Genomic DNA, 13,899 nt, shown 5'->3' on the forward strand with positions numbered 1-13,899 from the left:
TTCGGCGGGAGACAGCAAATGACCCCGACCAAGCTCCTTATCGGCCCGATCCTGATCGTTTTCGCGATCGTGATCGCGGGCGTCTGGGCGTCGACGCAATGGACCGCCGCCGAGCTTGGCTATCAGGCGCAATTGGGCACGCCCTGGTTTATGTTGACCGGACTCCCGGTCTATTACCCCTGGCGTTTGTTTGAATGGTGGTACGCCTATGAGGCCTACGCCCCGCGCATCTTCGACCGGGCGGGAATGCTGGCCGGCGCCAGCGGCTTCATGGGGTGCGCTGCGGCGGTTATCGGCTCGCTGTGGCGGGCACGCCAGAACCGGCTCGTCACCACCTACGGCTCGTCGCGTTGGGCGAACAAGCGCGAGATCGATGCGGCCGGACTCTTCCGGGCCGCCGGCGTTTTCCTCGGCCGCCTCGGCGGTCAGTATCTGCGCCATGACGGTCCCGAGCATGTCATGGCCTTCGCGCCGACGCGCTCGGGCAAGGGCGTCGGCCTCGTCATTCCCACGCTTCTCTCCTGGACCGGGTCGGCGGTCGTTCATGACATCAAGGGCGAGAACTGGCAACTGACCGCCGGCTGGCGGTCACGTTTCTCGCACTGCCTGCTGTTCAATCCGACCGATCCGCGTTCGGCCCGCTACAACCCGCTTCTGGAAGTGCGCAAGGGATCGGACGAGGTTCGCGACGTCCAGAACATCGCCGACATTTTAGTCGACCCGGAAGGCGCGCTGGAACGCCGCAGCCACTGGGAGAAGACCAGCCACTCGCTGTTGGTCGGCGCCATCCTGCATGTGCTCTACGCCGAGGAAGAGAAGACACTCGCCCGCGTCGCTACCTTCCTCTCCGATCCGCAGCGCTCCTTCGCCCACACGTTGCGCCGGATGATGGCGACCAATCATCTCGGCACGCCGGATCATCCGCGGGTTCATCCTGTCGTCGCTTCGGCCGCGCGCGAGGTGCTGAACAAGTCCGAGAACGAACGCTCGGGCGTGCTCTCCACCGCCATGTCGTTTCTCGGCCTCTATCGCGATCCGACCGTGGCGGCGACGACGGCGGCCTGCGACTGGCGCATCGTCGATCTGGTCGATGCGGCGCGGCCGGTCTCGCTCTATCTCGTCATTCCGCCGTCGGACATCTCGCGGACCAAACCGCTGGTGCGGCTGGTGTTGAACCAGATCGGCCGCAGGCTGACCGAGCGGCTGGAGGGCGATCCCGGCAAGCGCCGTAAGCACCAGCTCCTGATGATGCTGGACGAGTTTCCCGCGCTCGGGCGGCTCGACTTTTTCGAGACCGCGCTCGCCTTCATGGCCGGCTATGGCATCCGCGCCTACCTGATCGCCCAATCCCTCAATCAGATATCCAAAGCCTACGGCGAGAACAACGCCATCCTCGACAATTGCCATGTTCGCATCGCCTTCAGCAGCAATGACGAACGGACGGCGAAGCGGATTTCCGACGCGCTCGGCACGGCGACCGAGCTGCGTGCCCAGCGCAACTATGCTGGCCATCGTCTGGCGCCGTGGCTCTCCCACGTCATGGTCAGCCGGCAGGAGACCGCCCGCCCGCTGCTGACACCGGGCGAGGTGATGCAATTGCCGCCAGCCGACGAACTGGTGCTGGTCTCCGGCCTGGCGCCGATCCGGGCGAAGAAGCTCCGCTATTACGAAGACCGCAACTTTACATCGCGCGTGGCGGACGCACCGGTGCTGGCCGATGTCGTCTATCACGACAAGCCGGCGTCTCGGCCGGATGACTGGAGCGGCCAGGTGCGCGGCCTTCATATCCGCCTCGCCGCCGTGGTCGATGAGGAAGGCGGCCTTGCCGAAGAAGAGGGCGGGCTCCAGCAGCAACGCCATCCTGGTCTGCCGGAAGAGGGTGTCACCAAGCCAGCCGCCGCCGAGCACGAAACCGATCTTGGCCTGGCCGACGACGAATCCGACACGGCCGCCGACAAGCGCGCCATGGATCGACTGCGTGGTCTCGGCTCGGTCGCGCGCGCCCACGCCATGAACGAGGGCACGGGTCGCGGCGACGACCTGCTGCCGTCCTTCTGAGGAGCCGCCCCATGAAACGCTCCAAGATCCGCCATCAACTTTTCCTCGACGCCGATCTCAGCGAGAAGCTAGAGGCGCTGGCGGCGAAGCCCGGCGCGTCCAAGTCCGCCATCCTGGCCGATGCGGTGGCGGCGTGGCTCACCCGGCGCGGCTCGCAGGAACTCGACGACCGCTTCGGGCTCCGCCTCAATCGGATCAGCGCCCAGCTCAACCGCATCGAGCGCGACGGCCAAGTGCTGCTGGAGAGCCTGGCGCTGTTCGTCCGTTACCAGCTCACCGTCACGGCGCCGCTGCCCGAACCGGGTCAAGCGGCGCGCGCGGTCGGACGCGACCGCTTCCAAGCCTTCATCGACCAGGTCGGCCGGCAGATCGCCGGCGGCGGCCGCACCCTCGGCGGCAATACGGATGGAGAGGGAACGCCATGAGCAGTCTCTCTCATCCCGAAGCCCAGGGCCGCCGCCGCGCCATGCTGCGCACCGCCATGGGACCGGCGATCGCGGCGGCGCTCGCCGATCCCGCTGTCATCGAGGTGATGGTTAATCCGGACGGCAGCCTGCGGCTCGATCGTCTCGGTGAGGGACGGATCTACACCGGGGAACGGCTCGAACCGGCCGAGGTCGAACGCATCATTCGTTTGGTTGCAAGCCACGTCCGAATGGAGGTGCATGCCGGCAATCCGGTGGTCAGCGCCGAGCTACCGCCGCGCGATGACGGTATCAGCGGCGAACGTTTCGAAGGTTTGCTGCCGCCGGTCTCGACCGCACCCTGCTTCGCCATCCGCAAGCCGGCGGCCAGGGTCTACACCCTCGACGACTACATCGCCGATCGCATTCTGGCGCCGATCCAGGCAGACGCGCTGCGTAAGGCCGTTCGTGACCGCCGCAACCTGCTGATCGCCGGCGGCACCAGCTCGGGCAAGACGACGCTCGCCAACGCATTGCTTGCCGAGGTGGCACGCTTCGACGAGCGGGTGATCATCCTAGAGGACACGCGCGAACTGCAATGCGCGGCGCCTGACTGCGTGGCGCTCCGCACCAAGCCGGGCGTGGTGAGCCTAGCCGATCTCGTCCGCTCGACGCTTCGCCTGCGTCCCGACCGCATCATCGTCGGCGAGGTCCGGGGCGCGGAAGCCCTCGACATGCTCAAAGCCTGGAACACCGGCCATCCGGGCGGCATCGCCACGGTGCATGCGAACTCCGCCCGATCCGCGCTCTACCGCCTCGAACAGCTTGTCCAGGAAAGCGTCGTCACCGTGCCGCGCCGCCTCATCGCCGAGGCGATCGACCTCGTCGTCTTCATCCAGGGCCGGGGCCTGGCGCGCCGCATCGAGACCATCGCCGAGGTCACGGGCCTCGACGCGGACGGCGATTACGCCGTCACCGATCTCACCCCCCACCGGCTTCATGACCTCTGACAGACGGGAGACCCAACATGCGTGCTCATCTTCGTTCGTTGCGAACGGCCGTCTCGGGCGCCGTGCTTTCGGTGGCCGTGACCGCGACGGCCCACGCCGCCGGCTCCAACATGCCCTGGGAGCAACCGCTTCAGCAGATCCTGGAATCCGTGCAAGGGCCGGTCGCCAAGATCGTGGCGGTGATCATTATCATCGTCACCGGCCTGACGCTCGCCTTCGGCGAGACGTCGGGTGGCTTCCGCCGGCTGATTCAGATCGTCTTTGGGCTGTCGATCGCCTTCGCGGCGTCGAGCTTCTTCCTGTCCTTCTTCTCCTTCGGCGGCGGGGCGCTCGTGTCATGAGCGTCCATAGCGCCAATCACCTGGCGGGATTCGAGGCGCCGCTGCACCGCGCGCTGACCGAACCGATCCTCTTGGGCGCCGCGCCGCGCGCCATCGCCATCGTCAACGGCACGGTGGCCGCCGCAATGGGCCTCGGCCTCCAGATGTGGATCGCTGGCATCGTGCTGTGGCTGGTCGGCCATTCGCTGGCGGTGTTCGCGGCGAAGCGCGATCCCGACTTCGCGCAGGTGCTGGCTCGTCACCTCCGCCAGAAGGCATGGTGGTCATGCTGAACCTCGCCGAATATCGCCAGAAGGCGGATAGGCTTGCCGACCACCTGCCCTGGGCGGCGCTGGTCGCGCCCGGCGTCGTGCTCAACAAGGACGGCAGCTTCCAGCGGACCTTCCGGTTCCGCGGGCCGGACCTGGAGAGCGCGACCGAAGCCGAGCTGGTCGGCGTCTGCGCGCGGGCCAATAACGTGCTGCGGCGGTTCGGCTCGGGCTGGGCGCTTTTCTTCGAAGCAGAGCGGGTCGAAGCGCTCGGCTATCCAGACGCGACCTTCCCCGATGCCGCGTCGTGGCTGGTGGACGAGGAGCGCCGCGCCGCTTTCGAGGGACAACGCGGGCAGCACTTCGAGAGCGCCTACCATCTCACCCTTCTCTACATGCCGCCCGCCGATCAGGTCAGCCGGGCCGAGCGGGCGCTGCTGGAGACCGACCGTGAGGAGAAGGGCCGAGACTGGCGGCAGGACCTAGCCGGCTTCATCGCCGAGACCGACCGCGTGCTCGATCTGCTCTCCGGCTTCATGCCGGAAGCGCGGGCACTCGACGATGGCGGGACGCTGACCTACCTGCACGGAACCGTCTCGACCAAGCGGCATCGCCTCGCCGTTCCCGAGACACCGATCTATCTGGACGGCATCCTGGTCGATACCTCGTTAAGCGGCGGTATCGAGCCGATGTTGGGCGACCGGCATCTCCGCACGCTGACCGTGCTGGGCTTTCCGAACCTGACCCGGCCGGGGATTCTCGACGCGCTCAACCATCAGGATTTCGCCTACCGATGGGTCACGCGATTCGTCGCCCTCGACAAGACCGAGGCGGCCAGGACGCTGACGAAGCTGCGCCGGCAGTGGTTCTCCAAGCGCAAGTCGATCACGGCCCTGCTGCGCGAGGTGCTCTATAGCGAGCCGGCCCAGCTTCTCGATTCCGACGCCGACAACAAGGTGGTGGACGCCGATCTGGCCCTTCAGGCGCTGGGCGGCGATCACGTCGCCTTCGGCTATCTTACCACCACCATCACGGTCATGGACGAGGACCGTGCTCGGGCGGACGAGATGGTCCGCGCCGTCGAGCGCATCGTCAACGGGATGGGTTTCACCTGCATCCGCGAGAGCGTCAACGCGGTGGAAGCCTGGCTCGGTTCGCTCCCCGGCCATGTCTACGCGAATGTTCGCCAGCCGCTCGTCCACACGCTGAATCTCGCCCATCTGATGCCGCTGTCTTCGGTGTGGGCTGGCCCGGCGCGCAACGCCCATCTGGATGGGGCGCCGCTGCTCTACGCCGAGACCAGCGGCTCGACGCCGTTCCGGCTTTCCACCCATGTCGGCGATGTCGGTCATATGCTGATCGTTGGGCCGACCGGCGCCGGCAAGTCCGTGCTGCTGGCGCTCCTGGCGCTTCAGTTCCGCCGCTATGCCGGTTCCCAGGTCACCATCTTCGACAAAGGCAATTCGGCACGCGCCGCCGTGCTCGCAATGGGCGGCGAACACCATGGACTGGGATCGGGCGGATCGCTGGCCTTCCAGCCGTTGCGCGGCATCGACGTGTCCGCAGAGCGCAGCTGGGCCGCCGAATGGATCGGCGCGCTCTTCGCCCATGAGAAGGTCGTCGTCACCCCGGAGGTGAAGGAGGCCGTCTGGTCGGCGCTGACCAGCCTCGCGTCCGCGCCCGTCGAGGAGCGCACGCTCACCGGGTTCTCAGTGTTGTTGCAGTCGAACGCGCTGAAAGCCGCGCTCATGCCCTACACCCTGGACGGGCCGTTCGGCCGGCTGCTCGACGCCGCGGAGAACCGCCTGGCGTTCGACGACGCGCAGTGCTTCGAGACCGAGGAACTGATGTCGCAAGCCGGCGTGGTCCTGCCGGTGCTGACCTATCTCTTCCACCGTCTCGAAGAGCGCTTCAATGGGCAGCCCACGCTGCTGATTCTGGACGAAGCCTGGGTCTATCTCGACAACCCGGTCTTCGCCACGCGCATCCGCGAATGGCTGAAGGTGCTGCGCAAGAAGAACGTCGCCGTCGTCTTCGCCACCCAGTCGCTCGCCGATATAGCCGGCAGCAGCATCGCGCCGGCCATCATCGAGAGCTGCCCACAGCGCATCTTCCTGGCCAACGACCGGGCGATCGAGCCGCAGGCCCGTGCCGCTTATGAGCGCTTCGGCCTCAACGAGCGGCAGATCGAGCTGATCGCCCGCGCCACGCCGAAGCGCCACTACTACCTGCAATCCCGCCGCGGCAACCGGCTGTTCGAGCTGGCGCTCGGGCCGGTGGCGCTCGCGTTCTGCGGCACATCCGATCCGGCGTCCCAAACCATGATCGACCGCGTGCTGGCCGAGCATGGCCGTGACGGATTTGCAGCCGGTTTCCTCGACGCCGTCGGCCTCGATTGGGCGGCCGCGTTGCTCGCCAACTTCCCCAACCCCAACCTGGAGCAAGTCCCATGATCCGCCGAACTCTTGCCGTCGCGCTCGTCGCCACGTCGCTATCCGCGCTGCCCGTTGCCGGCTTGGTTCGGCCGGCCGCCGCCATCACCGTGTTCGATCCCTCGAACTACGCCCAGAACGTGATCCAGGCGGCCCGCGCGCTGGAGCAGATCAACAACCAGATCCAGTCGCTTCAGAACGAAGCGACCATGTTGCAGAACATGGCGAAGAACCTTCAGCGCCTGGACTATTCTTCACTCGGCCAGATCACCGGGGCGCTTCAGCGCATCGACGGGCTGATGATCCAGGCGCAGGGCATCGCCTTCGAGGTCGTCGCCACCGACGCCGCCTTCCAGCAGAATTTTCCCGAACAATATGCGGCCACGGTCACGACCGACCAGTTCGTGGCGGACGCCCGGACGCGCTGGCGCAATTCCATGAACGCCTACCGCCAGACCATGCGGATACAGGCGCAGGTGGTCGAGAACGTCCGGGCCGATGGTGCCACCCTGTCGGAGCTAGTGACGGCCTCGCAAGGCGCAGTCGGGAGCTTGCAGGCGCAACAGGCAACCAACCAGTTGCTCGCTCTTTCCACCAAGCAGCAGCTCCAGATCCAGAACCTGATGGCGGCGCAGTACCGCTCGGAAGCGCTGGACCAGGCGCGCAAGGCACAGGCGGAAGAAGCCGCGCGCGCGGCGACGGCCCGCTTCCTGGGCTCGGGCACGGCCTACACGCCGCGATAGCGACGGGGCACCAGAAAGGCCGAGGAGAGGGAGCTTCGCGACATGGACGATCTCAACGTCATCGACCGATTCATGGAGACCTTCATCCGCTACATCGATAGCGGGTTTGGGCTCCTGACCGGCGACGTCGCCTTCCTGACCACCATCCTCATCGGCATCGACATCACGCTGGCGGGTCTCTTCTGGGCCATGGATGGCGAGGCCAACATCTTCGGCCGCCTGATCAAGAAGGTGCTCTATGTCGGCGCCTTCGCGCTCATCTTGAACAACTTCAGCACGCTGGCCGACATCATCTATCGGTCGTTCGCCGGTCTCGGGCTTCGCGCCACCGCCAACAGCCTGACCGCCGCCGACCTGCTGAAGCCCGGCAAGCTGGCGGGCATCGGATTTTCCGCTGCCCATCCGCTGCTGGAACAGGTCGGCGCGCTGCTCGGCTTCACCAGCTTCTTCGAGAACTTCCTGACCATCATCGTCCTGCTGATCGCGTGGTTCGTCGTCATCATCGCCTTCTTCATCCTGGCGGTGCAGCTCTTCATCACCATCCTGGAGTTCAAGCTGACGACGCTGGCCGGCTTCGTGCTGGTGCCCTTCGCGCTGTGGAACAAGACCTCGTTCCTTGCCGAGCGCGTGCTCGGGAACGTCATCTCCTCTGGCATCAAGGTGATGGTGCTGGCGGTCATCGTCGGCATCGGCTCGAGCTTCTTCGGCGAGTTCATCACCGCGCTTCAAGGACGCGAGCCGAACATCGGCCAGGCGATGTCGCTGGTGCTGGCGGCGCTCTCGCTGTTCGGTCTCGGCATCTTCGGCCCGGGTATTGCGTCCGGCCTCGTCTCCGGCGCGCCGCAGCTTGGCGCCGGCGCCGCCATCGGCACGGCCGGGGCCGTCGCGGGCTCGGCCTTGCTGGCTGGCGGCGCGGTCATGGGTGGCGCCCGGCTTCTCGGCGCGGCCGGCTCCGGCGGCCTTGCCGCGATCCGTGCCGGCACGTCGGTCGGTGCCGCCGCTTCCACTGCCTATAGCTTGGGACAGGCAACATCCGGCGCGACCGGCATGGGCGCTGTCGCGGCCGGTGTAGGTGGTGTCGCACGCGCTGGAGGTGGCGCGGTCGCGCAAGGAGCGCGCTCCATGGCGAGCCGCGCCAGCAATTCCCTGTCCCAGAGCGCGAAGACCGGACGAGAAGCCGCCTGGCGCGCCACCGGCGGCGGCTCGGTTTCCGGTGAGTCGGCATCCGGCGCCGCCCAGGGCGCGTCGTCCGCCGCCGCCACTGACAGTGCTCCGCAATGGGCGAAGCGCCTGCGCGCCGAGCAGGCATCGCGCGCGCACCGCCACACCACGGCGCAGGCGATCAAGGACGGCGACAAGCCCGGCGGCGCCGCCAACCCCGATCTCAAGGACAGGGAGGACTGAACCCCATGAAGTTCAAGCGAACGCTCCAGCGTTACGGCCAGACGCCCGAGCCGGTGACGCCCTACCAGAAAGCCGCGCAGCTCTGGGACGAGCGTATCGGTTCCGCGCGCAGCCAAGCGAAGAACTGGCGTCTCATGGCGTTTGGCTGCCTGACGCTCAGCGTCGGTCTCGCCGGCGGCATGGTCTGGCAATCCATGCAGAGCCGTGTGACGCCCTATGTCGTCGAGGTCGACAAGATGGGCGAGGTGCGCGCGGTCGGGCCGGCCATCGAATCCTATCAGCCGAGCGACGCGCAGATCGCCTGGTATCTGGCGCGCTTCATCACCGATGTGCGCGCTCTCTCCATCGATCCGGTGCTGGTACGCCAGAACTGGCTCGAAGCCTATGACTTCGCCACCGATCGCGCCGCCTTGTTTCTCAACGACTACGCCCGCACCAACGACCCTTTCTCAGCCGTCGGCACGCGTAGCGTCTCGGTGCAGGTGACGAGCGTGGTGCGCGCGTCCACCTCCTCCTTCCAGGTGAAATGGACCGAGCAGAGCTATGAGCGCAGCAGTCTGGCCAGGACCGAGCGCTGGACCGCCATGCTCACCATCGTCGTCCAGCCGCCGCGCACCGCCGACGTGCTCAGGAAGAATCCGCTCGGCCTCTACGTCAACGGCCTCGCCTGGTCGCGCGAGCTAGACGTCGGAACAACCCCCGAAGGGAGGACGCCATGATCATGCGCTCTACACTTATTCTATTGGTCTCCGCGCTCGCGCTCGCCGCCTGCGCCGGCAAGACGCCACCGCCGGCCATCGCCTATGACAGCGACAGTTTCAGGCCGGCGGCGATCGAGGCTGAGCCTCCGAGGCCGGTCGAGATCGTCACCCTGCCTGAGCCCTTGCCGCTGCCGGGCCAGCTTCAACCGCCGCCATCCGAGACGAAGCCCGACAAGCGAACGCCCACGGTTCGGGTGGAGGCCGCGAACAAGGCGGCGCTGCAAGAGCCCACGGCGTATGGCTACATCAACGCCGTCCAGGTTTATCCCTATACGGAGGGGGCGCTGTATCGACTCTATGCCGCGCCCGAGCAGGTAAGCGACATCGCGCTTCAGCCGGGCGAGACGCTGACCGCCGTCTCGGCCGGCGACACGGTGCGCTGGGTGATCGGCGACACCACCAGCGGCTCGGGCGATGCCAAGCGCGTCCATGTGCTGGTCAAGCCCTTCGCGCCGGGGCTCAAGACCAACGTCGTCATCACCACCGACCGGCGCACCTACCATCTCCAGCTCGAAAGCACGGATCGCACCTCCATGGCGGCGATCTCCTGGACCTATCCGCGGGACACGTTGATCGCGCTCCAGCGGCGCAACGATCAGGCGGAAGCCGTCTCGCCAGTCGCCGCCGGTGTCACCTTGGAGAACCTCCGGTTCCGCTACGCGATCAGCGGCGACAATCCGCCCTGGCGGCCGGTGCGCGCCTTCGACGACGGTAGCAAGGTTTACATCGAGTTCCCCGGCCGCATCGATCAGGGCGAGGCGCCGCCGCTCTTCGTGGTCGGGCCGGACGGCGACAACCAACTCGTCAACTACCGGGTCCGCCACAACTACTACATCGTCGACCGCCTGTTCGCCGCCGCCGAGCTGCGCCTTGGCGCCGATCCCCAGCAGGTGGTCCGCGTCAGCCGCACCGATGGCGTCGCCTCCAGCGACAACTCCCGGCCACGGCCGGGCCAATAGGGGAGGGCGCCGTGACAGAGACCACCGCTCCACGGTCGGACCCGCCGAAGGTCGATCCCGAGACCCTGGTGCTGAACGCAGCACCCCGCCGCGTCGTGCGCTTCAAGCGGCGGTTGCTGATCGGCATCGCCGCCGTCGGCTGCGCGGCGGTCTTCGGCGTCACCTGGCTGGCGCTGAAAGGCCCCGCGATGCGGCTCGGCCAGCAGGCGCAGGAGCTTTACAACACCGAGCGCAAACCGACACCGGATGGCTTGGCCGCCTTGCCCGGCAACTATGGGCAGATGCGCACCGATACGCCGCAATTGGGGCCGCCGCTGCCGGGCGATCTCGGCCGGCCGATTCTGGAACGCCAGCGGCAGCTTGGTTTGGCGCCGGGGGTCAGCATGGAGGAACAGGCTGCTCAGGCCGAGCGGCAGCGTCTTGCGCAGCAGGCCCGGCAGGCGCGCGAGGCCGGTGTGTTCTTCCAGATTGCCAACCGCGCCGCCCCAGCCGGCGTGTCAGGAGCGGAGCAGGGCGCCGGCATCGCGATGGCCGGCGAGCTTCCACCAGCAACGGATGCCAACCGCCTGAATCTCGATCCCGATCGGGATCAGAACAATCAGCAGCGCAAGCTCGATTTCCTGAATCAGCCCGTCGAGAAGAGCATCTACAACCCGCACGCGCTCCAGACGCCGGCGTCACCGTATCAGGTGATGGCGGGCAGCATTATCGCCGCCAGCCTCGTCACGGGCCTGAACTCGGATCTGCCGGGTCTCGTCGTCGCCCAGGTGACGGAGAACGTCTACGACAGCGTCACCGGCCGCATCCTGCTGATCCCGCAGGGCGCGCGGCTGATCGGCAGTTATGATAGCGTCGTCGCCTTCGGCCAGTCGCGTGCGCTGGTGGTCTGGCGGCGCATCGTCCTGCCGGACGGCTCGTCGGTCCAGATCGACAACCTGCCAGCGACCGACGCCGCCGGTTATGCCGGGCTGGAGGACGAGGTCGATTATCACACCTGGCGGCTTCTGAAGGGCGTGGCGCTCTCGACGCTGCTTGGCGTCGGCACCGAGCTCAGCCTCGGCGGCGCGGAAAGCGATCTTGTCCGCGCCATCCGGCAATCGACGCAGCAGAGCGTCAACCAGGCCGGCCAGCGCATCACCGAGAAGAACCTCAACATCCAGCCGACCATCACCATCCGCCCCGGCTGGCCGCTGCGCGTGATCGTCTACAAGGATCTCGTGCTCAGGCCCTATCGCGGCTGAAAGGATCAAGTCCATGTCCGAATTGAAGCTCGGGAAGCTGCCCGACCGGACGCCGGTCAAGATCACCATCACCGTCAGCCCGGACCTCAACCAGGCGCTTCGCGATTATGCCGCAATCTATCGCACGACCTATGGCGAGGCCGAATCCGCCGCCGATCTGATCCCCTTCATGCTGTCGAGCTTTCTGGACAGCGACCGCGGCTTCGCCAAGGCACGGAAAGAGGTGCCGATCGACCCGCCCGTCGAGCCGGCGCGGCAACGCCGTGCGCGCAGGTCTTCATCCGAACCCCCGTCAACCACAAGCCCGGAGGAATAAGACCATGTCTGTCATCGGCACATTCACGCCCGCCAAGGACGGCGGCTGGACCGGCTCCATCCGTACCCTGACCATCAACGCCAAGGTGCGGCTGGTCCCCAACGACAACCGCGACAATGAGAAGGCGCCGGCCTTCCGTCTGTTCGTCGGCCAGTCCCGCATCGGGGATGCCTGGCAGGCACGCTCCGGCGGCGACAGCCCCAAGGACTATCTGCGGGTGAGGCTCGATGATCCCAGCCTGCCCGAGCCCATCAGCGCGGCACTTTTCCATTCCGAGGATGGAAAAGAAGCGCAACTCGTATGGAACCGGCGGAAGGCAGAAGGGTAGAGGGAGGCTGGAAGCCATCTTCTTGATGGTAGCATCACCATCTGACTATGCAGTCGATATCCGGAGCAGCCCTGAGCGGGATGGTACGGCCAAATGCGGATTCTGAGGCAGAATAACGTACCGACCATCGGGCGCCACCCGCATCGAAAGCGTACCGTCACGCCGCGTCGTCAGCACATAGCGGCGCGGATACCCGCAGACAGGATCGGACACCACCCGGAAATCGGGAATGCCGTGCGCCCGTTGGCGATACCAGTCTGTCGTATCTTGACTATCGTATTGGTGCTCCTCGTCCGACACCACGAACACACCGGGACGGCATTCTCGAAAGACCTCGTCGCAGCAGCCGTTCTCACGGCCGTGATGCGACGCCACAAACACGCTGACTGAAGCCAGATCGGCGATGAACCCGGGGACACGCAGCAGTGCCCGCCACCCCGCCGCTTCCAGGTCGCCGGCAAACAGGATCGTGAAGGCGCCATAGCGCACGAAGACGGCGAGGCTGAGATTGTTCGTGTCCGTGAAATCTAGCCCATAGCGATTCCAGTAGGCCCAGGCCCGCACGACGCCGAGATCAGCCGGACGGCCGATAAGCCCGGCGCCATGGTCGCGAAGGATCGCGTGCGCGTGACGCACACCATCGGCCATGCCGTGCTCGCGCTTCATCGCGGCGAGCGCCGTGGCAGTCACGGTCGGGTTGCTGAAAATCGAGTCGAGCGGTACGTGCTGCCAGACAAACGGCAGATCGTCGATATGATCCTCGTCGAGGTTGCCGAACACGAGAAGATCCATTCGCTGACCTCGGAATGTGATCGACGGGAACCAACCCGGATCAAGCCGGAAGCCGCAATCCACCATGATGCGCGCAGCGTTCGGGCAGGTGATGACGCTGCAGCCACCATGTCCGACGTCAAAGATGTCGATCATCATGTGGGTTTGCTTCCGGTGGGCGCGCCTTCGCTGTAGGTCACGAAAACCTCCACGTTGTAGAGGCGGAAGAACTTGAGATAGCGATGCAGCATGCCTAGGCCGATCAGCAGCGCAAGCAGCGCCCACTGGAACTGCTGGTCGATACGATCCGCCCAGCCCTGCCGCACCCACGCGACCGCTGCGTCGGTGGCGATGACGCAGGCACCAGCGAGCCCGACGAACGCCATGTTCCGGCAGAAGCCGTAGAGCTTCAGGAAGCCGTCCATGCGCGCGTAGGCGTTGACGTCCTTCTTGGCGACCGGAAACGCACACCAGAACACGGCTTCGCCGGCAACATCAGCACCGCGCTCCGCAGCAGCGCGCTCGCGCACCTTGCGTCGCAGCTCGGCATCGAGAGGATTGTAATAGTCCTGAAGCACGGTCTTCTTCAGGAATCTTCGCCATCCGAGTTCCCGACTGTCCATGAGGATAACGGAGGGACGGAAGAGCACGTGATGGACGAACTGCCGCTCGATGAGCCAGCCCGACGGCGCCGCCAGGATCTGCCCTACGATGTAGGCGGTCGCGATGATGAGCGCACCGCTGGCAACTGTCCATTGCGCGGCGAGGACATAGTGGGTCGAGAAGACGATGTCCCAGACCACCAGCGCGCCTAGGCCGCTTGCGATGTAGGCGAACACGTCATAGTTGGAAAACCGGGCGAGCTTGTCCATGGCGGTCCGTC

15 protein-coding genes are annotated in these 13,899 nt (G+C 66.3%); 13 read left to right on the forward strand and 2 right to left on the reverse strand.

Annotated elements, in window-relative coordinates; all coding sequences use genetic code 11:
* The first annotated feature begins 18 nt into the window (after nt 1–18).
* Genes AB1781_07305 through AB1781_07365 form a run of 13 tightly spaced genes read left to right on the forward strand, consistent with a single transcriptional unit; the run spans nt 19 to nt 12,245 of the window.
* Nucleotides 19–2,058, forward strand: a complete 2,040-nt coding sequence (locus AB1781_07305; GenBank protein MEW5704372.1) for a conjugal transfer protein TraG — start codon at nt 19–21, stop codon at nt 2,056–2,058.
* An 11-nt stretch (nt 2,059–2,069) separates the two neighbouring features.
* Entirely contained in the window at nt 2,070–2,483 is a 414-nt protein-coding gene (locus AB1781_07310; GenBank protein MEW5704373.1) for a CopG family transcriptional regulator, read from the forward strand.
* Nucleotides 2,480–3,472, forward strand: a complete 993-nt coding sequence (trbB, locus tag AB1781_07315) for a P-type conjugative transfer ATPase TrbB (GenBank protein MEW5704374.1) — start codon at nt 2,480–2,482, stop codon at nt 3,470–3,472. Before AB1781_07310 ends, trbB begins: the two co-directional genes overlap by 4 nt.
* A 17-nt stretch (nt 3,473–3,489) precedes the next feature.
* Entirely contained in the window at nt 3,490–3,813 is a 324-nt protein-coding gene (locus tag AB1781_07320; protein MEW5704375.1) for a TrbC/VirB2 family protein, read from the forward strand.
* The gene (locus tag AB1781_07325) at nt 3,810–4,085 is read left to right on the forward strand and encodes a VirB3 family type IV secretion system protein (GenBank protein ID MEW5704376.1); all 276 of its coding nucleotides are present in this window, start codon (nt 3,810–3,812) and stop codon (nt 4,083–4,085) included. The genes AB1781_07320 and AB1781_07325 overlap by 4 nt, the downstream gene beginning before the upstream one ends.
* On the forward strand, nt 4,079–6,514 hold the full coding sequence (trbE, locus tag AB1781_07330; GenBank protein MEW5704377.1) for a conjugal transfer protein TrbE: 2,436 nt from the start codon (nt 4,079–4,081) through the stop codon (nt 6,512–6,514). The genes AB1781_07325 and trbE overlap by 7 nt, the downstream gene beginning before the upstream one ends.
* The gene (gene trbJ, locus AB1781_07335; protein MEW5704378.1) at nt 6,511–7,236 is read left to right on the forward strand and encodes a P-type conjugative transfer protein TrbJ; all 726 of its coding nucleotides are present in this window, start codon (nt 6,511–6,513) and stop codon (nt 7,234–7,236) included. Before trbE ends, trbJ begins: the two co-directional genes overlap by 4 nt.
* Before the next feature lie 42 nt (nt 7,237–7,278).
* Complete coding sequence (gene trbL, locus AB1781_07340) at nt 7,279–8,640, forward strand: P-type conjugative transfer protein TrbL (GenBank protein MEW5704379.1); 1,362 nt, start codon at nt 7,279–7,281, stop codon at nt 8,638–8,640.
* 5 nt (nt 8,641–8,645) lie between these two features.
* The gene (gene trbF, locus AB1781_07345; protein ID MEW5704380.1) at nt 8,646–9,359 is read left to right on the forward strand and encodes a conjugal transfer protein TrbF; all 714 of its coding nucleotides are present in this window, start codon (nt 8,646–8,648) and stop codon (nt 9,357–9,359) included.
* 2 nt (nt 9,360–9,361) lie between these two features.
* Nucleotides 9,362–10,360, forward strand: a complete 999-nt coding sequence (gene trbG, locus AB1781_07350; GenBank protein MEW5704381.1) for a P-type conjugative transfer protein TrbG — start codon at nt 9,362–9,364, stop codon at nt 10,358–10,360.
* Nucleotides 10,361–10,371: 11 nt separating this feature from the next.
* The gene (locus tag AB1781_07355; GenBank protein ID MEW5704382.1) at nt 10,372–11,601 is read left to right on the forward strand and encodes a TrbI/VirB10 family protein; all 1,230 of its coding nucleotides are present in this window, start codon (nt 10,372–10,374) and stop codon (nt 11,599–11,601) included.
* Between the two features lie 13 nt (nt 11,602–11,614).
* On the forward strand, nt 11,615–11,917 hold the full coding sequence (locus AB1781_07360) for a DUF2274 domain-containing protein (protein MEW5704383.1): 303 nt from the start codon (nt 11,615–11,617) through the stop codon (nt 11,915–11,917).
* A 4-nt stretch (nt 11,918–11,921) separates the two neighbouring features.
* Entirely contained in the window at nt 11,922–12,245 is a 324-nt protein-coding gene (locus AB1781_07365; protein ID MEW5704384.1) for a DUF736 family protein, read from the forward strand.
* Between the two features lie 45 nt (nt 12,246–12,290).
* On the opposite strand, the gene AB1781_07370 is transcribed toward AB1781_07365, so the two are convergent.
* The gene (locus tag AB1781_07370; protein MEW5704385.1) at nt 12,291–13,175 is read right to left on the reverse strand and encodes a hypothetical protein; all 885 of its coding nucleotides are present in this window, start codon (nt 13,173–13,175) and stop codon (nt 12,291–12,293) included.
* Nucleotides 13,172–13,888: a hypothetical protein gene (locus AB1781_07375; protein MEW5704386.1), complete on the reverse strand. Its 717-nt coding sequence runs from the start codon at nt 13,886–13,888 to the stop codon at nt 13,172–13,174. Before AB1781_07375 ends, AB1781_07370 begins: the two co-directional genes overlap by 4 nt.
* Between the last annotated feature and the right edge of the window lie 11 nt (nt 13,889–13,899).

The organism is Pseudomonadota bacterium (assembly GCA_040752895.1).
In the GTDB taxonomy this organism is placed as follows: domain Bacteria; phylum Pseudomonadota; class Alphaproteobacteria.